This is a genomic window from Curtobacterium caseinilyticum (genome assembly GCF_030363035.1).
Lineage (GTDB): Bacteria > Actinomycetota > Actinomycetes > Actinomycetales > Microbacteriaceae > Curtobacterium > Curtobacterium caseinilyticum.
In genome coordinates this window covers 1-21313 of sequence record NZ_JAUCMN010000008.1, presented here as the reverse complement: position 1 = coordinate 21313, position 21313 = coordinate 1, and the positions used below count along the sequence as shown (strand labels likewise).

The 21313-nt window shown below is 71.4% G+C and carries 22 protein-coding genes and 1 tRNA gene; 10 read left to right on the top strand and 13 right to left on the bottom strand.

The genetic code is table 11. From position 1 onward, the window contains the following. Window positions 1–20 precede the first annotated feature (20 nt). Window positions 21–1427 carry a serine hydrolase domain-containing protein gene (locus QUG93_RS11920; protein WP_289474138.1) on the bottom strand — a complete coding sequence of 469 codons (1407 nt, stop codon included), beginning with the start codon at window positions 1425–1427 and terminating at the stop codon, window positions 21–23. 33 nt (window positions 1428–1460) lie between these two features. Here QUG93_RS11920 and QUG93_RS11915 point away from each other — a divergent pair, with 33 nt between their 5' ends. After that, window positions 1461–2114, top strand: a complete 654-nt coding sequence (locus QUG93_RS11915) for an FMN-binding negative transcriptional regulator (RefSeq protein WP_289474136.1) — start codon at window positions 1461–1463, stop codon at window positions 2112–2114. Beyond that, complete coding sequence (locus tag QUG93_RS11910; RefSeq protein ID WP_289474134.1) at window positions 2111–3583, top strand: amidohydrolase; 1473 nt, start codon at window positions 2111–2113, stop codon at window positions 3581–3583. Before QUG93_RS11915 ends, QUG93_RS11910 begins: the two co-directional genes overlap by 4 nt. A 29-nt stretch (window positions 3584–3612) precedes the next feature. Here QUG93_RS11910 and QUG93_RS11905 read toward each other — a convergent pair whose 3' ends face one another. From QUG93_RS11905 to QUG93_RS11895, 3 genes are read right to left on the bottom strand one after another with little or no spacing between them, the layout of a single operon-like run. Next, the gene (locus QUG93_RS11905; RefSeq protein WP_289474132.1) at window positions 3613–4542 is read right to left on the bottom strand and encodes an Fpg/Nei family DNA glycosylase; all 930 of its coding nucleotides are present in this window, start codon (window positions 4540–4542) and stop codon (window positions 3613–3615) included. Between the two features lie 18 nt (window positions 4543–4560). Next, window positions 4561–5049, bottom strand: a complete 489-nt coding sequence (locus QUG93_RS11900; RefSeq protein ID WP_289474130.1) for a ribose-5-phosphate isomerase — start codon at window positions 5047–5049, stop codon at window positions 4561–4563. A 10-nt stretch (window positions 5050–5059) separates the two neighbouring features. Further along, window positions 5060–5713 carry a helix-turn-helix domain-containing protein gene (locus QUG93_RS11895; protein WP_289474128.1) on the bottom strand — a complete coding sequence of 218 codons (654 nt, stop codon included), beginning with the start codon at window positions 5711–5713 and terminating at the stop codon, window positions 5060–5062. Between QUG93_RS11895 and QUG93_RS11890 the strand changes: the two genes are divergently transcribed. After that, window positions 5712–6239, top strand: a complete 528-nt coding sequence (locus QUG93_RS11890; RefSeq protein WP_289474126.1) for a GNAT family N-acetyltransferase — start codon at window positions 5712–5714, stop codon at window positions 6237–6239. The genes QUG93_RS11895 and QUG93_RS11890 overlap by 2 nt on opposite strands. Window positions 6240–6406: 167 nt before the next feature. Here QUG93_RS11890 and QUG93_RS11885 read toward each other — a convergent pair whose 3' ends face one another. Continuing rightward, complete coding sequence (locus QUG93_RS11885) at window positions 6407–7051, bottom strand: mycothiol-dependent nitroreductase Rv2466c family protein (protein ID WP_434533111.1); 645 nt, start codon at window positions 7049–7051, stop codon at window positions 6407–6409. Between the two features lie 120 nt (window positions 7052–7171). On the opposite strand from QUG93_RS11885, the gene pepN reads away from it, so the two are divergent. From pepN to QUG93_RS11870, 3 genes are all read left to right on the top strand, one after another. Next, window positions 7172–9751, top strand: a complete 2580-nt coding sequence (gene pepN, locus QUG93_RS11880) for an aminopeptidase N (RefSeq protein ID WP_289474124.1) — start codon at window positions 7172–7174, stop codon at window positions 9749–9751. An 83-nt stretch (window positions 9752–9834) separates the two neighbouring features. Beyond that, window positions 9835–10914, top strand: coding sequence for a mechanosensitive ion channel family protein (locus QUG93_RS11875; protein ID WP_289474122.1), 1080 nt, complete (start codon window positions 9835–9837; stop codon window positions 10912–10914). Beyond that, complete coding sequence (locus QUG93_RS11870; protein ID WP_434533110.1) at window positions 10911–11381, top strand: globin; 471 nt, start codon at window positions 10911–10913, stop codon at window positions 11379–11381. The genes QUG93_RS11875 and QUG93_RS11870 overlap by 4 nt, the downstream gene beginning before the upstream one ends. A gap of 20 nt (window positions 11382–11401) precedes the next feature. On the opposite strand, the gene QUG93_RS11865 is transcribed toward QUG93_RS11870, so the two are convergent. Further along, window positions 11402–12244: an NAD(P)H-binding protein gene (locus QUG93_RS11865; protein WP_289474120.1), complete on the bottom strand. Its 843-nt coding sequence runs from the start codon at window positions 12242–12244 to the stop codon at window positions 11402–11404. Between the two features lie 111 nt (window positions 12245–12355). After that, window positions 12356–13057 (bottom strand): DUF8185 domain-containing protein, encoded by a 702-nt coding sequence (locus tag QUG93_RS11860; protein ID WP_289474118.1) that lies wholly within the window; start codon window positions 13055–13057, stop codon window positions 12356–12358. Between the two features lie 43 nt (window positions 13058–13100). Here QUG93_RS11860 and QUG93_RS11855 point away from each other — a divergent pair, with 43 nt between their 5' ends. Continuing rightward, window positions 13101–13958, top strand: a complete 858-nt coding sequence (locus tag QUG93_RS11855) for an acyl-CoA thioesterase (protein ID WP_289474116.1) — start codon at window positions 13101–13103, stop codon at window positions 13956–13958. 145 nt (window positions 13959–14103) lie between these two features. Here QUG93_RS11855 and QUG93_RS11850 read toward each other — a convergent pair whose 3' ends face one another. Further along, window positions 14104–14586, bottom strand: coding sequence for an acyl-CoA thioesterase (locus tag QUG93_RS11850; protein WP_289474115.1), 483 nt, complete (start codon window positions 14584–14586; stop codon window positions 14104–14106). Between the two features lie 3 nt (window positions 14587–14589). Continuing rightward, on the bottom strand, window positions 14590–16275 hold the full coding sequence (ettA, locus tag QUG93_RS11845; RefSeq protein ID WP_289474113.1) for an energy-dependent translational throttle protein EttA: 1686 nt from the start codon (window positions 16273–16275) through the stop codon (window positions 14590–14592). Between the two features lie 275 nt (window positions 16276–16550). On the opposite strand from ettA, the gene QUG93_RS11840 reads away from it, so the two are divergent. Next, window positions 16551–17270, top strand: a complete 720-nt coding sequence (locus QUG93_RS11840) for a hypothetical protein (RefSeq protein WP_289474111.1) — start codon at window positions 16551–16553, stop codon at window positions 17268–17270. Between the two features lie 145 nt (window positions 17271–17415). On the opposite strand, the gene QUG93_RS11835 is transcribed toward QUG93_RS11840, so the two are convergent. The 3 genes from QUG93_RS11835 to msrA all read right to left on the bottom strand — a co-directional run bounded on the left by QUG93_RS11835 (window position 17416) and on the right by msrA (window position 19005). Further along, window positions 17416–18117 carry a single-stranded DNA-binding protein gene (locus QUG93_RS11835; RefSeq protein WP_289474110.1) on the bottom strand — a complete coding sequence of 234 codons (702 nt, stop codon included), beginning with the start codon at window positions 18115–18117 and terminating at the stop codon, window positions 17416–17418. A gap of 119 nt (window positions 18118–18236) precedes the next feature. Beyond that, entirely contained in the window at window positions 18237–18440 is a 204-nt protein-coding gene (locus QUG93_RS11830) for a methyltransferase (RefSeq protein ID WP_289474108.1), read from the bottom strand. A gap of 37 nt (window positions 18441–18477) precedes the next feature. Then, window positions 18478–19005 (bottom strand): peptide-methionine (S)-S-oxide reductase MsrA, encoded by a 528-nt coding sequence (gene msrA / locus QUG93_RS11825; RefSeq protein WP_289474106.1) that lies wholly within the window; start codon window positions 19003–19005, stop codon window positions 18478–18480. 171 nt (window positions 19006–19176) lie between these two features. Here msrA and QUG93_RS11820 point away from each other — a divergent pair, with 171 nt between their 5' ends. Further along, window positions 19177–19443, top strand: a complete 267-nt coding sequence (locus QUG93_RS11820; RefSeq protein WP_289474103.1) for a hypothetical protein — start codon at window positions 19177–19179, stop codon at window positions 19441–19443. A gap of 140 nt (window positions 19444–19583) precedes the next feature. Beyond that, window positions 19584–20813 carry a hypothetical protein gene (locus QUG93_RS11815; RefSeq protein WP_289474101.1) on the top strand — a complete coding sequence of 410 codons (1230 nt, stop codon included), beginning with the start codon at window positions 19584–19586 and terminating at the stop codon, window positions 20811–20813. A gap of 62 nt (window positions 20814–20875) precedes the next feature. Here the strand turns inward: QUG93_RS11815 and QUG93_RS11810 are convergent. Beyond that, window positions 20876–20948 (bottom strand) — tRNA-Arg (locus QUG93_RS11810). Between the last annotated feature and the right edge of the window lie 365 nt (window positions 20949–21313).

Sequence of the window (21313 nt, the reverse complement as noted above, 5' to 3'; positions counted from 1 at the left end):
ACCCCCGTGACAGGGCGGACTCACACGAGTGCGGCTGCGACCTCCGGGGACTCCTCGGGGACCGACCAGGGGCGGTGCGTCATGCCGCTGTCACCGCGGACCGAGACGATCGCGCCGGAGGCGTCGCGGGCGTAGGTCATCAGCTCGTCGACCGAACCGAACCGGTTGCCCGACGCCATGCGCACCGTGTCCGCGTCGACGACCTCGAGCCGCACCGGGGACTCCGTCGGCACCGGCTGCGTCGGGTCGATCGCGAGCAGCCGGTCCCCGATGCGGGCGACGTCGGTGATGCCCTCGAAGGTGGTGAAGCGGCCGGTGTACCGGTCGGTGTCGACGTCCGCGGGCAGCTCCGGACCCGGCGCGTGCTCGTCGGCGGCGGCGTCGAGCAGGTGCACGATGCCGGTCGCGAGCATGGTCGCGGGGCCGGTCGCACTGCTCGTCAGCACGGACACGACGAGCGAGGACGCCGGGTCGAACACCGACTGGGTGATCTGCCCGGGGAAGCCTCCGGAGTGCCCACGGACCTCGCGGCCGTTGATCCGGTCGGCGACGAACCCGGCGCCGTAGCCGCGGGCGGCCGGGTCGCTGTCGAGGGCGCTCCAGGCCTTCCGCTGCGCCAGCCGCTTGGCGTGGTCGGACAGCAGCGCGCCCCGGCCGGGCACGTGCGCCGAGAAGTAGCGCACGAGGTCCGACGCGGTGCCGTGGAAGCCGGTGGCCGCGGCGAGCGCCCCGGTCGTCACGTGCGGCACGCGCTGTCGGGTGCGTGCGGTGTGCAGGCCGGTGTAGCCGACGACGAACTCGTCCTCGCGTGCCGGGTCGAACTCCGGCCCGGTGCCCGTGAGTCCGAGCGGCTCGGTGATCGCCGCACGGACGTGCTCGGCGTAGCTCGTGCCGGTGACGGCCTCGATCACGAGTCCGAGCAGGCCGTAGCCGAGGTTCGAGTAGTTGAACGCGGACCCGACGGGCACCTTCGCACCGCCCTCGACGACCAGCGCCACCAGCTCGTCGGCGTCCGGGAACGGGTGCGCGAGGGCCCAGTGGTCGCCGTCGGCGCCGTCGCGGACGACCCCGGCGCCCATCTCCATCAGCTCGCGGACGGTGGCGTCGGCGATCGGCGACCCGGCGTCGACCAGGGCGGGCACGAACGAACCGACGGTGTCGTCGAGCCGGAGCCGCCCGGCGTCGGCGAGCTGCAGGAGCGCGGTGGCGGTGAAGGTCTTGGAGTGCGACGCGATCCGGAACAGGTCCGTGGTCGTCAGGCGCCGTCCGGCCTCGACGTCCGCCCAGCCCCAGGCCTCGGAGAACAGCACCTCGTCCTCGAAGCCGATCGCGACCTGCACGCCCGGCAGCCGGAGCTGCCACACCTTGTAGGCGATCCACTCACGGACGTAGGGCAGGACGGACTCGTACGCGGCGCGCTTCTCCATGCCGACCAGCCTCGCATGTGCCACGCTCGTCGCATGCGGCACACACCCCACTTCGTGATGACTGACGTTGACGCGGTGAAGCGTGTGGTCTCGGAGCACCCGTGGGCGACGATCGTGTCGCACACCGCGGCGGGGATCGTCGCGTCGCACTACCCGGTGCTGCTCGAGGAGCGCGGCGCCGAGGACGACCCGGACGCGATCGTGCTCGTCTCGCACGTGGGGCGTCCGGACGAGGTCGCGCACGAGCTCGGGCAGCACGAGGTCCTCGTCGTCTTCCAGGGGCCGCACGGCTACGTCTCCCCCGCCTGGTACCCGCCCGAGCAGTTCGTCCCGACGTGGAACCACGTGACCGCGCACCTGTGGGGCACGCCGGAGGTCCTGTCCGACGACGAGAACTTCCGCGTCCTCGGCGAGCTCGTCGACCACTTCGAACGGGCGATGCCCGAGCCGGTCTCCCTCGACGTCGACGAGGACACCGCCCGTCGGATCGCGAAGGGCACCGTGGGCATCCGCATCCGGGTGACACGCTTCGACGCCCGCGCGAAGCTGTCCCAGAACAAGGCACCCGAGGTGGTCGAGCGGATCATCGCGGGCCTCCGCGGGGACGGCCCCTACGCCTCCCCGGCGCTCGCCGACGAGGTCGAACGCGCGCACACCGCACGTGTCGACGGTCGGGAGGCACGGTGAACGACGTCCTGCTGCGCACCGTCCGGCGGGTGGGCACCTCCGGCGCTCCGTGCGACGTCCGCATCGTCGGCGGACGTGTCGAGGCGGTCGCCCCCGCCGGCACGCTCGACGTCACGGAGGCCGACACCGACGTCGTCGAGGCCGGCGGCGCCTGGCTCGGTCCGGGCCTCGTCGACCACCACGTGCACTTCGACCAGTGGGCCCTCGTCCGCCGACGCGTCGACGTCTCCGGGTGCGGCTCGGCGGAGGAGACCGCCGACCTGCTCGCCGCCGTCGCACGCACCGACGCGCCGGACCGCGTCCTCGTCGGCCACGGCTACCGCGACGGGATGTGGCCCCGCCCTGCGCGACGCGAGCTGCTCGACCGGGCCGCACCGGGCCTCCCGGCCGTCGTCATCAGCGCGGACCTGCACGCGGTGTGGTGCAACACGACCGCCCTCGCGCACTTCGGTGCGCTCGTCGGACGGCCGCTGCCGGCCGACGAGGACGGGGTCCTGCGCGAGCAGGACGCCTTCGACGTGACCGCCGCGCTGTCCCGCGTGCCGGACGACGTGCTCGACACCTGGGTCGCCGACGCCGTCGACGCAGCCGCAGCGCGCGGCGTGACGCGGGTGGTCGACCTCGAGATGGTGTCCGGCCTCGACCGCTGGGTCCGACGGGTCCAGGGCGGCACGGACGGCTTGCGCGTCGACTCGGGCGTCTACCCGGGCGAGCTCGACGCGGCGATCGCCCGCGGTCTGCGCACCGGCGACGTGGCGGACGGGACTCGAGGGCTGGTCCGGACGGGACCGTTCAAGGTCATCACCGACGGGTCCCTCGGCACGCGGACGGCCGCGATGACGTCGGGCGAGGGCGTGCTGGCGTACGCGTTCGACGACCTCGTCGCGATGGTGCGACGTGCCGCCGACGCCGGACTCGTCCCCGCCGTGCACGCCATCGGCGACCGGGCGAACACCCTCGCCCTCGACGTCTTCGAGACGGTCGGTGTCCGGGGCAGCATCGAGCACGCGCAGCTCCTCGTCGACACCGACGTCGAGCGGTTCGCGCGGCTCGGGGTCGCCGCGTCCGTGCAGCCCGAGCACGCGATGGACGACCGGGACATCGCCGACCGGTACTGGGACGGCATGACCGAGCGCGCGTTCCCCTTCGCGTCGCTGCTGCGGGCGGGGACCGAGCTCCGGCTGGGGTCGGACGCTCCCGTCGCACCGCTCGACCCGTGGGTGTCGATGGCGGCCGCGGTCGGGCGGGACCGCGACGGCCGCCAGCCGTGGCACCCCGAGGAACGGCTCTCGGCGCTCGCCGCGTGGCGTGCCTCGACGACCGGTCGGGCCGTCGCGCCGTCGGTCGGCGACGTCGCCGACCTGGTGCTGCTCGCGGACGACCCGCTGACGGCGACCTCGACGGGGCTCCGCGGGATGCGGGTGCTCGCGACGGCGATCGCCGGGCGGTTCACGCACCGAGAGGTGTGACGGGCGGTCGGCTCCTCCTGGTCCCCGACTTACTTCTGGTCCTTCGGGCACCAGTAGAGCTTCCGGCCGGCCATGTCGGCCATCCGGATCTCGGTCCCGCACACCCGGCACGGCTCGCCCTGGCGGTGGTACACCCAGTGCCGGTCCTTCCGCGAGCGGACGGCCTTGGCGTGGTCGGCCTCGGACAGGTCGTCCATCGTGAGCATGAGCCCGTCGCGGACGCCCGCGTGCAGGAGCTTCGACCAGTCCTGCCAGAGCGCCCGCGCCTGCTTGACGGTGATCTTCTTGCCGGGCTTGTACGGGTCGATGCGCTGCCGGAAGAGCAGTTCGGCGCGGTAGATGTTGCCGATGCCCGCGACGACGGCCTGGTCCATGAGCAGCTGCCCGATCGCGACGTTCCGCTTCCGGACGTTGTCGACGAAGGTCTGCTCGGCCTCGGGGCCGTCATCGTTGATCGGGTCCGGCCCGAGCTTGTCGAGCGCGCGCTGCACCCCTGCCGGGTCCTCGACGACGCAGGCCGTCGGACCGCGGAGGTCGGCGACGGTGTCCTCGGTCAGGATCCGGACGCGGACCTGCCCGACGGGGTCCGGCGGGAAGGACTCGATCGGGTCCTCGGCCTTCTCCTGCTCGGCCATCCGGTACCGGGCGAGCCGCGGGGCGCCGATCGACGACAGGGACTCCTCGCCGTCACCGTCCTCGGACAGTGCCTCGGCCGACGAGATCACGCCCGCGAAGTCCCACGCGCCGTAGAGCCCGAGGTGGACGCGGAGGAACAGGTCGTCCTCGAACTCCAGGAACATCTGCTTCGCGACGGCCCGCGCCGCGATCATGCGCTTGCCGTCGAGCTGGGCGGCGCCGGCGGCGAAGCGCCCCTGCGGGCTCGACACCTCGCAACGCTTCCCGACGAAGTGCCGGGAGAACTGGTTCGCGATCCGGTGGACGGAGTGACCTTCGGGCATCGGTCCTGCCTCCCCGGACTACTCGTCGATCTGCCGACCGGCGATGTGCCCCGTCGTCTCGTACTCGGCCAGCTGGGCGATGCGGCGGGCGTGACGCTCCTCGCCGGAGAACGGCTCCGCGATGAAGAGGTCGACGAAGCGCATGGCCTCGTCCTCGGTGTGCTGGCGGGCACCGATCGAGATGACGTTCGCGTCGTTGTGCTGGCGGGCGAGGAGCGCGGTGGACTCGTTCCACACCAGCGCGGCGCGGATGCCCTCGACCTTGTTCGCGGCGATCTGCTCGCCGTTGCCGGACCCGCCGAAGACGACGCCGAGCGCCTGCACGCCCGCACGCTGGTCCTGCACGACGGCGTGCGCGGCGTTGATGCAGAACGAGGGGTAGTCGTCGAGCGCGTCGTACTCGGTCGGACCGTGGTCGACGACCTCGTGCCCGGCCTCCGTCAGGTGCTGGGCGAGGGTCTTGGTGAACTCGAGGCCGGCGTGGTCCGTTCCGAGGTGGATGCGCATGGTTCCGATCCTATTCCCGGCCCCGCGCGGCCCGGACCACCACCACGACGTACCGCACGGGCTCCGGGCCCGGGTTCCGGTAGACGACGTCGGCGGGCTCCCCGAGCTCGATGCGGTCGCCGGCGCCGAGGCGGGTCGACTCGCCGCCGACGACGACCTCGAGCACGCCGTCGACCACCCAGATGCAGTGCCGGAGGAACGCGTACGCGGACGCCGGGTACGCCACCTGCTCACCGGCCGGGAGGCGCACCTCGGTGACGTCCGCGGGGAACTCGGCACTCGAGACCGGACGACGGCGGTACCCGGTCTCGGGGTCGGTCCAGGAGTCCGCGGTCGCGCCCCGCTGCACGCCACGTGCCTCGTCCGGATCGGTCGCCCTGGGCACCTCGTGGTCGAGTGCCTCGTCGAGGAGCTGCGAGATCGTCAGCCCGAACGCGCCGGACAGTCGCCCGAGGATCGTCGCCGTCGGGCTGGACACCCCGCGCTCGACGCGGTTGATCATCGCGCGCGAGACGCCGGACTCCTCGGCGAGCTCGGTCAGGCTCCACTTCCGCTCCGTGCGGAGACGCTGCAGGCGCTCACCCAGGCGCCGCTGGTCGGCGTCGTCCGGGTGCTCGCCGCCGGTTTCCGCTTCCGCCACCGGTTCGTCTACGATCTGAGACATGGCGACAGCATATGCGACGGAGTCGGCGGCCCCGGTCACGGTGCGGGACTGCGAGCCGCGCGACCTCGACGTCGTCCACGCGCTGCACGTCGACGCCGTCCTGCACTCCACCGCGATCTGGCAGGAGGAGCCGCACCCGCGGGAGTACTTCGACGGCTGGCTCGCCGAGCGTCGTGCGGCGGGCCTGCCCGTGCTGGTCGCCGAGGTCGACGGCGCGGTCGCGGGCTACGTCACGTACAGCGCCTTCCGGCCGCACCAGGGGTACCGGCACACGGTGGAGCACAGCGTCTACGTCGTGCCGGCGTTCCGCGGCCGCGGCATCGCGACCGTGCTCATGGACGCCCTCGTCGCGCACGCCCGCGCGGCCGGCATGCACGTCCTGATGGCGGGCATCTGCTCGACGAACACCGGGTCGATCGCCCTGCACGACCGCCTCGGCTTCACCGTCGTCGGCGTGCTGCCCGAGGTCGGCCGGAAGTTCGACCGCTGGCTGGACCTGACCCTGATGCGGTTGCCGCTCACCTGAGCGAGCGGCCGACGACGGACGGGAGGCGCGTTGCCAGCCGTCACCGCGCCTCCCGTCCGTCCGGTGGTCACCTCGCGGACCGCACCCCGCTACGGACGTCGCACCCCGTCACGACGTGGCGCGGTGTCCACAGCAGAGTGCGATCGTCCGCGCCCCGGCGCGCCGAGCTACGCGACCGTGTCGAAGATCGGGCCGACGGTCCGCGAGCGCTTGAGCTCGAAGAACCCGGGGTACTTCGCGACCGCCACGACACCGTCCCACAGGTCGAGCGCCTCCTGGCCCTTCGGGGCCGGGGAGATGACGGGGCCGAAGAACGCGGTGCCCTCGACCGCGATGACCGGGGTGCCGACGTCCTGCCCGACGCGGTCGATCCCGTCCTGGTGGCTCGCGCGCACGGCCTGGTCGACCTCGTCCGTCCAGGCGTACTCGAGCAGGTCCTCGTCGAGGTCGAGCTCGCGGAGGACGGCGGGGACCACCTGGTCCGGGTCGGACTCCTGGCGGTGGTGCACGTGCTCGCCGAGCGCGTCGTAGAGCGGCTTGACGATCTCCTGGCCGTGGCGGAGCAGCGCTGCGGTCACGATGCGCGGGTAGAGCTGCCCCTTGTGGATGCGCTCCCGGTACTCGTCGGGGATGTCCTGGTCCTCGTTGAGGACGAACAGGCTCATCACGCGCCAGGTCACGTCGATCGGGCGCTGTCGCTCGACCTCGCCCACCCAGCGGCTCGTCATCCAGGCCCACGGGCAGTTCGGGTCGAACCAGAACTCCACAGCGGTGCGGGCGGTCTCGGCGTTGTCCACAGTCGTCTCGGTCACGCTGCGAGCGTACGCGCGCTCGCTAGGCTGATCCCATCGTCCCGACGGCGCACGACGCCTGCCGGGATCCCCTCACCGCGGACATCGATCGTCCGCGCCGCAAGCGAAGTTGGAGCGTCCGTGCCCGGAGAGAACCTCACCAGAACCGAAGCCCAGGAACGTGCCGCGATCGTCGACGTGCAGACGTACGACGTCGAGCTGGACCTGACCCGCGGCGCCGAGACCTTCGGCAGCACCACGCGCGTCCGGTTCACGGCGACGCCCGGCGCCTCGACCTTCATCGACGCGATCACGAAGACCGTGCACGCGGTCACGCTGAACGGCACGGCGCTCGACGTCGCCGCGGTGAACGACGGCGTGCGCATCCAGCTCGCGGACCTGCAGGCCGAGAACGAGCTCGTCGTCGTCGCCGACGCGATGTACACGAACACGGGCGAGGGCCTGCACCGCTTCGTCGACCCGGTCGACGACGAGGTCTACCTGTACTCCCAGTTCGAGGTCCCCGACTCCCGCCGCATGTTCGCGGTGTTCGAGCAGCCCGACCTCAAGGCCGAGTTCACCTTCACCGTGACGGCTCCGGCCCGCTGGCAGGTCGTCTCGAACTCCCCCACGCCCGAGCCCCACGTCGACGGCGAGGTCGCGACGTGGTCGTTCACCCCGACCGCGAAGATCTCGAGCTACATCACCGCGCTCGTCGCCGGCCCGTACGAGGTCGTGCGCGACGAGCTCACCAGCCGCGACGGCCGGACCATCCCGCTCGGTGTCTTCGCGCGCCGGTCGCTGGCCGAGTACCTCGACCCCGAGTACGTCTTCGAGACCACGAAGAAGGGCTTCGCCTACTACGAGGAGAAGTTCGACGTCCCGTACCCGTTCGAGAAGTACGACCAGCTCTTCGTGCCGGAGTTCAACGCCGGCGCGATGGAGAACGCGGGCTGCGTCACCTTCACCGAGACCTACGTCTTCCGCTCGAAGGTCACCGACGCCATCAAGGAGCGCCGGGTCGTCACGATCCTGCACGAGCTCGCCCACATGTGGTTCGGTGACCTCGTCACCATGAAGTGGTGGAACGACCTGTGGCTCAACGAGTCGTTCGCCGAGTGGGCGTCGACCATCGCCACGGCCGAGGCCACCGAGTGGACCGAGGCGTGGACCACGTTCCAGGCGATGGAGAAGTCCTGGGCCTACCGCCAGGACCAGCTCCCCTCGACGCACCCGATCGTCGCGACGATCAACGACCTCGAGGACGTCCAGGTCAACTTCGACGGCATCACGTACGCCAAGGGCGGCTCCGTCCTGAAGCAGCTGGTCGCGTGGGTCGGCATCGACGCGTTCTTCGCGGGCGTCTCGCAGTACTTCAAGAAGCACCACCACGGCAACACCGAGCTCCGCGACCTGCTCGTCGAGCTCGAGGCGACCAGCGGCCGCGACCTGTCCGAGTGGTCGAAGCTGTGGCTCGAGACCGCCGGCGTCAACACGCTGCGCCCCGAGATCGAGGTCGACGAGTCCGGCGTGATCACGTCCTTCGCCGTGCTGCAGGAAGCCCCGGCGGACCACCCGACCCTCCGCCCGCACCGCCTGGCGATCGGGGTCTACTCCTTCGCGCAGGACCCGGAGGCCCCGTTCGGCGCGGACACCGCTTCGGCCGGCGGCAAGCTCGAGCGTGCGCACCGCGTCGAGATCGACGTCGACGGTGCCCGCACCGAGGTCCCCGAGCTCGTCGGCGTGCACCGCGGTGACCTCGTGCTCCTCAACGACGACGACCTGGCCTACGCGAAGATCCGTCTCGACGAGCAGTCCCGCCGCACCGCGATCGAGCACCTCGCCTCGATCGCGAACCCGCTCGCACGCTCGATCGTGTGGGGCGCGATGTGGGACGCCACGCGCGACGCCGAGTCGCCCGCGAGCGACTACGTCCGCCTGGTGCTCGGCAACATCGCGACCGAGACCGAGTCGACGACGATCCGCACCACGCTCTCGCAGCTGCTGCTGACCGCCCGGAACTACGTCGCGCCGGCGAAGGTCGACGCCACCGTCCGCACGGTGGGCGACACGCTCTGGCAGCTGGCCTCCTCGGCCGAGGCTGGGTCCGACGCCCAGTTCCAGTTCGTGAAGTTCTTCGCGCAGATCGCGTCGACGCCGGAGCACGTCACGACGCTGCAGGGCCTGCGGGACGGCTCCGTGACGCTCCAGGGCCTGGAGATCGACACCGACCTGCGCTGGGAGCTCCTCGAGGGCCTCGTGCTCGCCGGTGCCGCCGGTGACGCCGAGGTCGACGCCGAGCTGGCTGCCGACAAGACCGCGTCCGGCGAGCAGGCGGCCGCTCGTGCCCGCGCGACGATCCCGACGGCCGAGGGCAAGCTCGCGGCGTTCTCGTCGCTCGTCGACTCGTCCGAGGCGCCGAACGCGATCGTCCGTCAGACGACCGTGGGCTTCCAGCACACCAACAGCCCCGTCGTGCTCGAGGGCCTGGTGTCGAAGTACTTCGACGTGCTGACCCGGATCTGGGCCGAGCGGAGCTACCACATCGCCGACACGATCGTCAGCGGCCTGTACCCGGCGCCGCTCGCGTCGGTCGAGCTCCGCGACGCCGCGAACGCGTGGCTCGAGGCGCACCCGGAGACCCCGGCGCTGCGTCGCATCGTGTCCGAGAACCTCGCGGGCACCGAGCGTGCCCTGCGGGTCCAGGCGGCCGACGCCTGATCCGACCGACACACGCGGATCGGCGCGGGGCCTCGGTGTTCCTCAAGGGACACCGAGGCCCCGCCGTCTAGCATCGTCCGATCATGATCCTGGCTGCGAACACGACCGACGACGTATCGAAGTGGGCATCGAACGCCTTCACCCAGTTCGTCGAAACCTGGCACGTCCCCATCACGATCGTCGTCACGATCCTCGCGGCGGTCATCCTGCGACTGCTGCTGCGTCGGACGATCAAGCAGGTGGTCGACCGTGTCGTCAACGGCGTGAAGAAGCGGCAGGGGGCCGAGGACACCCAGGCACTCATCGCGTCACCGGTGCAGACGGCCCGCGTGGTGCAGCGGACCCGCACGCTCGGCAGCGTGCTCGAGAACCTCGCCACCGTCGTCATCGCCGTGATCGCGCTCGCGATCATCATCTCGACGTCGTTCCCGACGGCGGCCGTCGGCATCGTCGGTGGCGCCTCGGTCGTCGCGGCCGGTCTCGCCGTCGGCGCACAGAGCATCGTGAAGGACCTGCTGTCCGGCGTCTTCATGATCCTCGAGGACCAGGCCGGCGTCGGCGACGTCGTCGACACCGGCCCCGCCACCGGCGTCGTCGAGAACGTCGGGCTGCGCGTGATGCAGATCCGCGACGTGAACGGCATCCTCTGGTTCGTGCCGAACGGGCAGATCCTGCGCGTCGGCAACCTCTCGCAGGGCTGGTCCCGCGTGCTCGTCGACGTCACCGTCCCCTACGACACCGACATCGACGCCGTGCAGGACGCCCTGCTCCGCGCCGCCGTCACGATGTCGCAGGAGCCCCGGTGGCGTCAGCGGATCGTCGAGAAGCCGGAGATCTGGGGGCTGCAGTCGATCACCGACGAGGGCATGGTCTTCCGCCTGGTCGTGAAGACCCGCGCTGCCGAGCTCGACGCCGTCGGCCGCGAGATGCGCATCCGCCTGAAGCGCGCCATCGACGAGCTCGGCGTGACGCTGCCGGCGATGGCGATGATCATGCCCGAGGGTTGGGAGAACGCCACCTCGATCAACGGGCTCCGCTCCGTCCGGACGCAGCCGACCCCCGCGCCGACGAAGTCCCGCGGCAAGCGTGGGAACCTGTTCGGACGGGCGATCCGCACGGACGACCAGCGCCGCGACCAGGACCCCGGGAAGGACCACCAGTGAGCGACCCCACCCCGCACGTGCCCGGGAGCGTCCCCCGCGGCGTCCCCGCCCAGCCGATCACGCTGCGGGTCGGCGAGCACGGGGCGAGCGCCACCGGTTCGCTGTACGAGCGGATCGGCGGAGCGCCGACCTTCGACCGGCTCGTGCGGCGGTTCTACGAGGGCGTGCAGCAGGACGAGGTCATCTGGCCGATGTACCCGGCGGAGGACCTCGAGGGCGCGATCTGGCGGCTGTCGGCCTTCCTGCAGCAGTACTGGGGCGGGCCCGGCACCTACAGCGAGGAACGCGGCCACCCGCGGCTCCGGATGCGCCACAACCCGTTCCGCATCACGTCCGAGGCCCGCGAGCGCTGGCTGCACCACATGCACGAGGCCGTGGAGTCGCTCGGGCTGGCGCCCCTCGACGAGGCCGAACTGTGGGCGTACCTCGACCGCGCCGCACACGCGATGACGAACACGTTCGACTGACCGTCCGTCTCGTGGTGCGTCTACCGGACGTACGAGCCGTCCGTCAGGTCCTCGACCAGGGACGGCCGGGTCGGCCGCCACCCGAACGCGGCGCGCGCGTGCGCGCCCGAGGCCTCCTGGTGCAGGAGCAGGGCGTCCGCGTACGCGGTGCCCAGCCGCTGCCTGCTGTCGTCAGCGCTCTCGGCGACCACGGGCGAGCCGTGCGCTCCCGCCTCGGCGATCGCACGCACCGTCGGGTTGTCGCCGGTCGCCGCGACGACGTACCCGTCCTGCTCTGCACGCTCCAGGGCGAGGACGTCCAGCTCGCCGAGGTCGTCCACGTGCACCGTCGTCCAGCGCTGGGAGCCGTCGCCGACCAGGCGGACCTCGTGCTCGCCGTCCCCGACGAACATCGCCGGGATGCCCGCACCACGTCCGTAGACGATGCCCGGGGCGACGATCGTGGTGCGGACGTCGCTCGCGCGGACGCGCGCCTCGATCGGCGCACGCCACGCGGTGAGTGCCGGCGGGGACACGGGCGACTGCTCGGAGATGTCGGTCGAGTCACCGAAGGTGAAGATGCCGCCGGTGTGCACGAACGGCTTCAGCGTGCCCGTCAGGGCCGTGGTCACCGTGGCGGTGAAGTCCGGGTCGACCGCTTCGGCGGAGGCCGTGTGGACGACCGCGTCGGCCTCGTGCGCGAGCCGACGGACGACATCGGTGTCGGTGACGTCACCGACGACGGCGCGGCCTCCGGCATCGCGGACCGCCTGGGCCTTCTGGTCGGAGCGGACGATCGCGGTGACCTCGTGCTCGTGGGCGACGAGGGCGCGGAGGACGGAGGACCCGATGTAGCCGGACGCGCCGGTGAGGAAGACGTGCACGGCGCCACTCAACCACGGGCGACGGGGTGCGGGGTGATCGCTCGTGCCCGGCTGCACTCGCGCCCGGCGGTACTCGTGCCCGGCGGTACTCGCGCCCGGCGGCGCTCGTGCCTAGTGGTCGAGGCTCCAGGTGCGGCGCTTGACGAGGACGTGCCCACGGGACGACGTCAGTCGGCTCCACGGTCCGCTCTCGAACAGGCGCACCGGGTCGTGTCCGAGGAACCCGAGGCTCTCCCCCGCGAAGCCGGCCGCGGCGGGCACGTGCTCGATGCCCGGCACCGGACGGCCCCAGACCTCGGCGCGGATGCGGCGGACGATCGCCTCGCCCGCGTTCGACGGCACGGCGTCGGCGACCTCGGCGATGCCGTCGCGGGCAGCACGCCGGAGGAGCTCCGGCGAGACGTCCGGCAGCGGCACCCAGCCACCGCGCGGCGGGGAGATGGCGGCCCAGGTGACGGTGTGGACCTCGTGCGGCAGCTCGACCTCGACCGGGGTCGCGCGGGTCGGGTCCGCTCCGTCGGCTCCGGCGGCGTCGTGCTCCTCGGCCAGGACCCGCAGCCGCTCCTGCAGCGAGGCGAGCGGCACGACGGCGTCGATCGTCACCGGCTCGGTGAGCGAGAACGTGCGCAGGCCGAGCACCGTGGGGAGCTCGTCGAGGAGACCGAGCGGGTACAGGATCGCCGTGTACACCGCGAGGACACCGTTGTCGGCGATCAGTCGGACGGACCCGTCCTCGATGCGGGCAGCGCGTCCGAGGTAGGTGCGGAGGTCGCCGAGCGAAGCGGCGTCGGGAAGCGTGAACGAGGTGCCCATGTCGTCATCGATCCTACCGGCGGCGGGTTCGTAGACTGCGGGTGTGAACGGCGAACCCGACTTCCTCAGCACCCTCCGCCTGCAGGACACCGGCGCGAGCACGGGCGAGACCATCCTGACGGGGGCGAGCCACTGGTCGCCGGGCGGACGGGTCTTCGGTGGACAGGTGCTCGCGCAGTGCGTCGTCGCCGCACAGCACACCATCGAGGACCGCGACATCCACTCGATGCACGGCTACTTCCTCCGCCCGGGCGACATCGACGTGCCCATCACCTTCGCCGTCGAGCGCATCCACGACGGTCGGTCCTTCGCCACGCGGCGCGTGCAGGCGTACCAGCGCGGCATCCCGATCTTCTCGATGATCGCGTCCTTCCAGCGGCCGGACGAGGGCGTGGAGCACCAGGACCCCTTCCCCGTCGACGTCCCGGAGCCGGAGACGCTGCCGTCCGCGGCGTCGGTCCTGTCGGCGATCGACCACCCGACCGCGCGGGCCTGGGCGGAGCGGTCCCTCGACCTGCGACACGTCGAGGGTCCGGTGTTCGTCGACGTGCAGGGCGACCGGGTGCCGCACCAGGCGGTGTGGTTCCGCGTGGAGGGCGACCTGCCCGAGGACCCGGCACTCCACCGCGCGGTGCTCGGGTACGCGAGCGACATGTCGATCCTCGAGCCGATCATGCGTGGGCACGGGGTCGCGTGGGGCACGCCCGGGGTGAAGTTGGCGAGCCTCGACCACGCGATGTGGTGGCACCGCGACGGCCGAGCGGACGACTGGGTGCTGTACGTGCAGGAATCGCCGAGCGCGCAGGGCGGGCGGGGCCTGGCGTTCGGACGGATGTTCGCGCGCGACGGGCGGTTGCTGGCGTCCGTGGCGCAGGAGGGCATGATGCGCGTGCCGCGCTGAGCGGGGCGCGCTCCTTCCGGGCGTACGGACCTACGGACCTACGGACCTACGGATCCAGGTACGAACGTGCGGGCGCGCGAGCGTCGGCACGAGCTTGCGGCCGCGGTTGCGTACGGCGCCCGCGGCGTTCACGACGTCCGATCGGCTACGGGCGTGAGAACGCGACCGGTTCCTCGATGTACGGCGCGCACGCCGCCCGCTCGGCCTCGGTCAGGCGCCGCGGGCGGTTCGTCGCGGCGTCGACCATCACCAGCGCGGTGGTCGCGCGGGTGTACAGCACGGCGGGTTCGACGCCGACGGGCGACCACACCTCGTACGACACGTCGATGCTCGCACCCCCGATGCGGCCGATCCACAGCTGCACGTCGAGCGGCCGCCGCAGGTACGGGATCGACGCGAGGTACTCGAGCCGCTGCGCCGCGATCACCGTCATGGTGCCCGAACCGGGCCGACCGTCGATGATCGGGTCCGGCAGGTCGCCGTCGGCGTCGACGTCGGACGGGTCGTGCCCCCAGAACCCCGCGATGCGCGCCTCCTCGAGGAGACGCAGCATCGCGGAGTTGTTGACGTGGCCGTACGCGTCGATGTCGCTCCACCGGAGGCGGATCGGAGCGTGGAGCCTCGCCACGGGTCAGTCGCGCGTGAGCTTGCGGTAGGTCGCGCGGCCGGGCTTCGCCGCATCGGCGCCGAGGCGCTCGACCTTGTTCTCCTCGTACGCCTCGAAGTTGCCCTCGAACCAGTACCAGTTCGGCGTACCGTCCTCGTTCAGCCCCTCCCACGCCAGGATGTGCGTCGCGATGCGGTCGAGGAACCACCGGTCGTGGGTGATCACCACGGCGCAGCCGGGGTACTCGAGCAGCGCGTTCTCGAGGCTGCCGAGGGTCTCGACGTCGAGGTCGTTGGTCGGCTCGTCGAGCAGCAGGAGGTTGCCGCCCTGCTTGAGCGTGAGCGCGAGGTTCAGACGGTTGCGCTCACCACCCGACAGGATGCCGGCACGCTTCTGCTGGTCCGGGCCCTTGAAGCCGAACTGCGACACGTAGGCGCGGGACGGGATCTCGGTCTTGCCGACCTGGATGTAGTCGAGCCCGTCGGACACGACCTCCCACAGGTTCTTGTTCGGGTCGATGCCGCCGCGGCTCTGGTCGACGTACGAGATGTCGACCGTCTCGCCGATCTTCAGCGTGCCCCCGTCGAGCGGCTCGAGGCCGACGATCGTCTTGAACAGCGTGGTCTTGCCGACGCCGTTCGGGCCGATCACGCCGACGATGCCGTTGCGGGGCAGCGTGAACGAGAGGTCGTCGATGATGACCCGCTCACCGAACTGCTTGTGCAGCTTCTCGGCGTCGATGACCTGCGAACCGAGGCGAGGACCGACCGGGATCACGATCTCCTCGAAGTCGAGCTTCCGCGTGCGCTCCGCCTCGGCCACCATCTCGTCGTACCGGGCCAGGCGGGCCTTCGACTTCGCCTGGCGGCCCTTGGTGTTGCTGCGGACCCAGTCGAGCTCGGAGGACAGGCGCTTGGCGAGCTTCGCGTCCTTCTTGCCCTGGACCTCGAGCCGGGCGCGCTTCTTCTCGAGGTAGGTCGAGTAGTTGCCCTCGTACGGGTAGAGACGACCGCGGTCGACCTCGGCGATCCACTGGGCGACGTGGTCGAGGAAGTACCGGTCGTGCGTCACGGCGAGGACGGCACCGTGGTACTGCTGCAGGTGCTGCTCGAGCCAGAGGACGGACTCGGCGTCGAGGTGGTTGGTGGGCTCGTCGAGGAGGAGCAGGTCGGGCTTCTGCAGCAGGAGCTTGCAGAGCGCGACGCGACGCTTCTCACCGCCGGACAGGTGGGTGACGAGTTCGTCGCCCGGGGGGCACTGGAGCGCGGCCATGGCCTGCTCGAGCTGCGAGTCGAGGTCCCACGCGTCAGCCGCGTCGATCTCCTCCTGCAGGGTGCCCATCTCGGCGAGGAGCGCGTCGAAGTCGGCGTCCGGCTCGGCCATCAGCGCGGAGATCTCGTTGAAGCGCGTGATCTTGCCGTGGATCTCGCCGACACCCTCCTGCACGTTCTCGAGGACGGTCTTCGACTCGTCGAGCTCGGGCTCCTGCATGAGGATGCCGACGGTGAAGCCGGGGGTCAGCTTCGCCTCGCCGTTGGACGGCTGGTCGAGACCCGCCATGATCTTCAGGATCGTCGACTTGCCCGCACCGTTCGGACCCACGACGCCGATCTTGGCGCCGGGGAGGAACGACATCGTGACGTCGTCGAGGATCAGCTTGTCGCCGACCGACTTGCGGGCGCGGACCATCTGGTAGATGTACTCAGCCATATCGCGCCAAGTCTACTGACACGGCGCCGTTCCCGACACTGCGCCGCCGCACCCGTGCTCGGTCACTGCCCGTGCTCGGTGACTGCCCCGTGCTCGGCCACTGCCCGTGCTCGCCGAGCGTCCTCGGAGCGGATCCCGCACGGGGGCTGTTGCACGAGGCGCGGACGACGTACGGTACCCATCGCCTCGCAGGGAGGCGGCTGCGGGACCCGACGCAGCGGCAGGGACACGCTGCGGAACCCGACGCAGCCGACAGGGATCAGGAACAAGGGACGATGACCACCAAGCGCCTCCGCAGGATCGTGCTGCCGTTCGTCGGTGCGATCGCACTCACCCTCGGGTTCGTCGTGCCGGGCGGGACTGCCTCCGCGGCGACCGTCGCACCGCACGGCACCCCGCTCGTCGAGTACACGGCGAACATCTCGCAGACCGGTACCGGGACCGGGTACTCGTCGTACATCAACGTGCACGACGCGTACAACAACGCCTTCTCGGTCGGCATCCAGTCCGACAAGGGCTCGACCGTCAGCAAGGGGCAGCCCCGCTTCATCTGGGAGCGCGTGCAGAACGGCAAGTTCACGTACGGCTACCTCGGGCCCGCCACGCACGGCCTGACGCCCGTGATGCTGCGCTGGTACCCGAACAACGTCGGGACCTTCCTGGCGAACGGGCACACCGTCGCCGCCGTGCCGTTGACGCTCAAGGGCCGGCTCTTCTTCAACGTCGAGGGCAACGCACGCCTGAACGGCGACGTCGTGCACTCGTCCATGCAGAACGTGAAGATCATCACCCGGAACCGTCCGGGTGTGACCGGGCTGCAGGGCACCTGGAACACGAAGTTCTCGTTCCACGGGCTCAAGGCACGTCAGACGAACTCCGCCAAGGACCAGGGCGCCAGCTTCTGGGTCGACGGCCGGGTGAGCGGCCTGCCGAAGGGCGGGAACTGGGACACGACCGAGGTCGCCGGCATCGCCATGATCACCCAGCGCTGGTGAGCGTGCGACGCTGCTGAGCGCCGGGCACCGGTGAGCGAGCCAGCGCCCTCCCCGGCACGTGTGACGTCCCGGCGTCGCACGTGCCGGTCCTGCCTGTCCTGCCGGTCCTGCCGGTCCTGCCGGTGCTGAGCGGCCTGACGCAGCATCACGCAACGGCTCGCTCCGGGTCGTCCTGCTCGGACGCGGGCCCGAAGTCGCCGCCGAGGACCGCGGCCGTCTGACGCGCCGCCTCTGCCGGGTCGGGCAGGTCCTCGCCGTCCACGCCGACCCCATCGGCCACGACCGTGCCCGTGACCGCCTCGATGCTCTCGGGGTCCTGCACCGGACCCGTCGCGCCCGGCGTCGCCCTTCCCGCGCCGTGGTCGGGTCCGCCCGGGCCGTGATCAGGACGGCCCGTCCCCTGGCCGGGACCGGCCGTGCTGTGCACCTCGCCGGTCTGCGGGTCGACCGAGGGCGCATCGCCCGGCACCGCCGTCGACTCGCTGCTGTGCCGCGGCACACGGATCCAGTTGCTGATGCCCCAGGCGAGATCGTGACCGATGCCCTCGGCGTCGATCTCGACCGACGTGCCCCCGCGACCGTCGCGCTCCCAGGTGCGGATGCGCACCCGACCCGTGACGACGACGCGGTCGCCCTTCTTCAGTGACTTGTGCACGTTGGCGGCGAGGGATCGGAAGGCCGTCACGGTGTACCAGTTGGTGGTTCCGTTGGTCCACGCCGACGTGCCGCGGTCCCATCGGCGGGACGGGGAGGCCAGGCGCAGGCTCGAGATGGCGATGCCGGTGTCGGTGACGAGGTGGCGGGGCTCGGTCGCGACGATGCCGCAGACGGTGATGGTGTCGTTCATGTCTCGATCGTCGTCGAGCCCCGGTGCGCGGCAGCGCGCCGGGGCTCGACCTGTGACTGGACGACCCGATCAGGTGGGCTGTGGAGGAAGAGTCCCCCGTGCCTCCAGGCCGGTCGCCGTCAGTGTGCGCGGAACTCGGGACGCTCCGCGAGCGGTCCGAGGGCCGCGTGGACCGCGCCCTTCGCCGACTCGAGCGAGGGGTACGTACCCCCTCGGCCCCGTCGACCGTAGAGCTCGACGTGGAACCCGTCCGTCGCGCGGCGGATGCTCCCCACCGCACCAGCCGGACCGACGGCCACCCAGGTCCCGGTGTTGTCCATCATCGTTCGACCACCTCCTCGTGGCTCCGGCGCCCGCCTGTCAGGACGCCGAGATGTACTGACTGTAAGCCTTGCGGACCTTGTTCACCTTGGGCAGTGCCACCGCCATGCAGTACCCCTGCCCCGGGTTCTTCGCGAAGAAGTCCTGGTGGTACTCCTCCGCACGGAAGAACGTGCTCAACGGCTCGATCGTGGTCACGACGTCGCCGTCCCAGATGTCGGAGGCGCGCCGGATCGCCTGCTCGAACAGCGTCCGCTGCTCGTCGTCCGCCGGGAACATCGCGGAGCGGTACTGCGTGCCGACGTCTGCACCCTGACGGTTGAGCTGACGGGGGTCGTGCAGCGTGAAGAACACGTCGAGGACGACGTCGGCGGGGATGACGGACTCGTCGAACGTCACCGCGACCGCCTCGGCGTGACCGGTGGTGCCGGTGCAGACGGCCTCGTAGGACGGGTTCTCAGTGGCACCGCCCACGTAGCCGGAGACCACGTCCTGCACGCCCTCGAGCGTGCGGTACACGGCGTCGAGACACCAGAAACACCCACCTGCGAGCACGAACGTCGTCATGCGGTCAACCTACCTCCCGGGGCTCCTCCGGAGCCGTGACAGGTGTCGCTCCTGCACAAGCCGGGAGGGCCGACGGCCGTTCCCCAGCCCGGGACAGCAGCCCTGCCGCTGTCGGTGGTCCGGCCTACCGTCTGGGGTACGAGAACACCACCGACGACCAGGAGGCACCCCGTGCAGACCAGCACCGAACCCGCGTTCCGCATCCGCACCACGCCGGTCGCTCGCAGTCGTGGTGACCTCCGGGTCCTCGACGTCCGTGATGACCTGAGCCGGGTGACGCGGGCGAACGGGGAGATCGTCGGCTACGTCGACCGGGTGGACGTCGCCGGGGGGACGGCGTACCGCGCGCGGCGCTACGTGGCCACCGAGCGTCGGTTCGTCGAGCTGCCGAACGTCTGGTCCGCCGACGACGCCGTCGACTGCCTGCGATGGGGCTGAGCGCCGCGTCTGCACGACCGGCTCGTGACCGTGTCCGCGGAACGCCGCCCCGCCTCCGCGGATCGGCGCTCGTGGACCGTGTCCGCGGAACGCCGCCCCGCCTCCGCGGATCGGCGCTCGTGGCTGCGTAGGGTTCGCCCATGGACTGGTGGAACGACCTGACCGACTGGACCGCGTCCGACGAGGGATGGCGGGTGCTGTCCGGAGCGATCATCCCCTTCGTCGCGATCGTCGTCGCCGGGGTGATCGCGGCGGTGATCGGTCGCGCGGCTGCGAAGCGCGTCGTCGCACTGCACGATCGCGAGAGCCGGAACGCGGCGGTCGCCGGTGTGCTGTCCGCGGCCCGCAAGGCGACGCGCTGGGGAGCGCTCGGGCACGAGGAACGTGCGTACGCCGACCACCTCGCGGAGGACGCCGACATCCAGCTCCGTCTGCTCCCGGTCAGCGGGGCATCACTCGCCGCGGACTGGGCGCAGCACGAGATCGCGGACATCAAGCGGAACTCGTCGACCTTCACCTCGCAGGCCGAGCAGTCGCTCGGCGAGTTCCGGGACCGCCTGCTCGAGTGGCAGGCCCGTCCGAACCGTGCGCGCAAGCTGTTCAGGTCGGACCTGGAACGCTGGAAGTTCGACTCCCCGGACCCCGACGCCGAACTGATCGCACGTCAGCAGGACTGGAACGCGGGGCGGCAGGCGCAGCGCGGCACAGGCACCACGACCGACACCGCCACCACGACCGGACCCGGCACCGGCACCGGCACCGACCCCGGCTCCGTGCGCCCCACGCCGACGACCACGTCGCTGCGTCCCGCGCCGTCCCAGCCGACCGGCGCCGCAGCGCGTACGGCCGCCGCGAATGGGCCGCGCACGTCGTCGCCCTCGTCGGCTCCCAGCCGTGACCTGGACGCGACCACGCCGATCAACGACGTCCGCCCGGCGACCGACAATCGCACGCGACCGTACGGTGCGGGTGAGACCGTGCAGCTCGACGGGTCGCCCGTGCGGCCACCGCTGGGGTCCCCGATCGCGTCGGCCCGCCCCGGCGGCGCTGGGACGACGACACGGAACGACGTGGGCAGCTCGGACGCCGACACCTCCGACGCGTCCGCCGTCGACGTGACGGACCAGGAGGGGTCTGCACCGCGTCCGGGCTCGGCACCGCGCGTGGCCAGCCCGACCTCGGCCGACGCCCACGTGAACCGTGCCTCGGCATCCGCGTCCGGGCTCGACCGCGCCGGTGCTCCGGACGGGTCCGCGTCCCGCGGTGCCGACCCGGACGACCGGGACGTCCGAGACGACCGGGAGGTGTCGCCGTACACGCAGCCGATCAGTGCGAGCGAGCTCCGTCGACGCGCTGCTGACGACGACTGAGCAGCATCCGCTCCCACGGCGAGAGGCCGCCATCCGATCGGGATGGCGGCCTCTCGTGTTCGTGCCCCCGGCAGGAATCGAACCCGCGACACGGAGGGTAGAAACCACCTGCTCTATCCACTGAGCTACGGAGGCGGGCGGCGTCGATTGTACCGCCGTCGGGGGCCGAGGCGCTGCACGGAGCGACCGGGCTCCCGTGCGGACGCAGGCGCACGGACCGGAGGTGTGGCGCACCCCGGTCGTGCTCCGGCCCCCGGCGACGGCGCCTCCTGACCGGGGACCAGCGCCCCGACCGACCCTGGACCCGAGCACGATCGGCGTTCGACGTTCGCGAACGGGCGGAGGCGGCACACGCACGTCCGTCGGCTTGCAGCAAGGGCCCGCTCGCGTGCCCTTGCGGCTCGCCAGCCGCGGCCCAACGGTCCAACGGTCCAACGGTCCAACGGTCCAACGGTCCAACGGTCCAACGGTCCAACGGTCCAACGGTCCAACGGTCCAAC

Coding starts and splice junctions, on each gene's coding strand:
- QUG93_RS11835 (WP_289474110.1), bottom strand. CDS start 18,117: ATGAACGACACCATCACCGTCTGCGGCATCGTCGCGACCGAGCCCCGC.
- QUG93_RS11915 (WP_289474136.1), top strand. CDS start 1,461: ATGCGGCACACACCCCACTTCGTGATGACTGACGTTGACGCGGTGAAG.
- QUG93_RS11860 (WP_289474118.1), bottom strand. CDS start 13,057: ATGGGCACCTCGTTCACGCTTCCCGACGCCGCTTCGCTCGGCGACCTC.
- QUG93_RS11875 (WP_289474122.1), top strand. CDS start 9,835: ATGATCCTGGCTGCGAACACGACCGACGACGTATCGAAGTGGGCATCG.
- QUG93_RS11815 (WP_289474101.1), top strand. CDS start 19,584: ATGGACTGGTGGAACGACCTGACCGACTGGACCGCGTCCGACGAGGGA.
- msrA (WP_289474106.1), bottom strand. CDS start 19,005: ATGACGACGTTCGTGCTCGCAGGTGGGTGTTTCTGGTGTCTCGACGCC.
- QUG93_RS11840 (WP_289474111.1), top strand. CDS start 16,551: ATGACCACCAAGCGCCTCCGCAGGATCGTGCTGCCGTTCGTCGGTGCG.
- QUG93_RS11905 (WP_289474132.1), bottom strand. CDS start 4,542: ATGCCCGAAGGTCACTCCGTCCACCGGATCGCGAACCAGTTCTCCCGG.
- QUG93_RS11890 (WP_289474126.1), top strand. CDS start 5,712: ATGGCGACAGCATATGCGACGGAGTCGGCGGCCCCGGTCACGGTGCGG.
- QUG93_RS11830 (WP_289474108.1), bottom strand. CDS start 18,440: ATGATGGACAACACCGGGACCTGGGTGGCCGTCGGTCCGGCTGGTGCG.
- QUG93_RS11895 (WP_289474128.1), bottom strand. CDS start 5,713: ATGTCTCAGATCGTAGACGAACCGGTGGCGGAAGCGGAAACCGGCGGC.
- QUG93_RS11920 (WP_289474138.1), bottom strand. CDS start 1,427: ATGGAGAAGCGCGCCGCGTACGAGTCCGTCCTGCCCTACGTCCGTGAG.
- ettA (WP_289474113.1), bottom strand. CDS start 16,275: ATGGCTGAGTACATCTACCAGATGGTCCGCGCCCGCAAGTCGGTCGGC.
- QUG93_RS11900 (WP_289474130.1), bottom strand. CDS start 5,049: ATGCGCATCCACCTCGGAACGGACCACGCCGGCCTCGAGTTCACCAAG.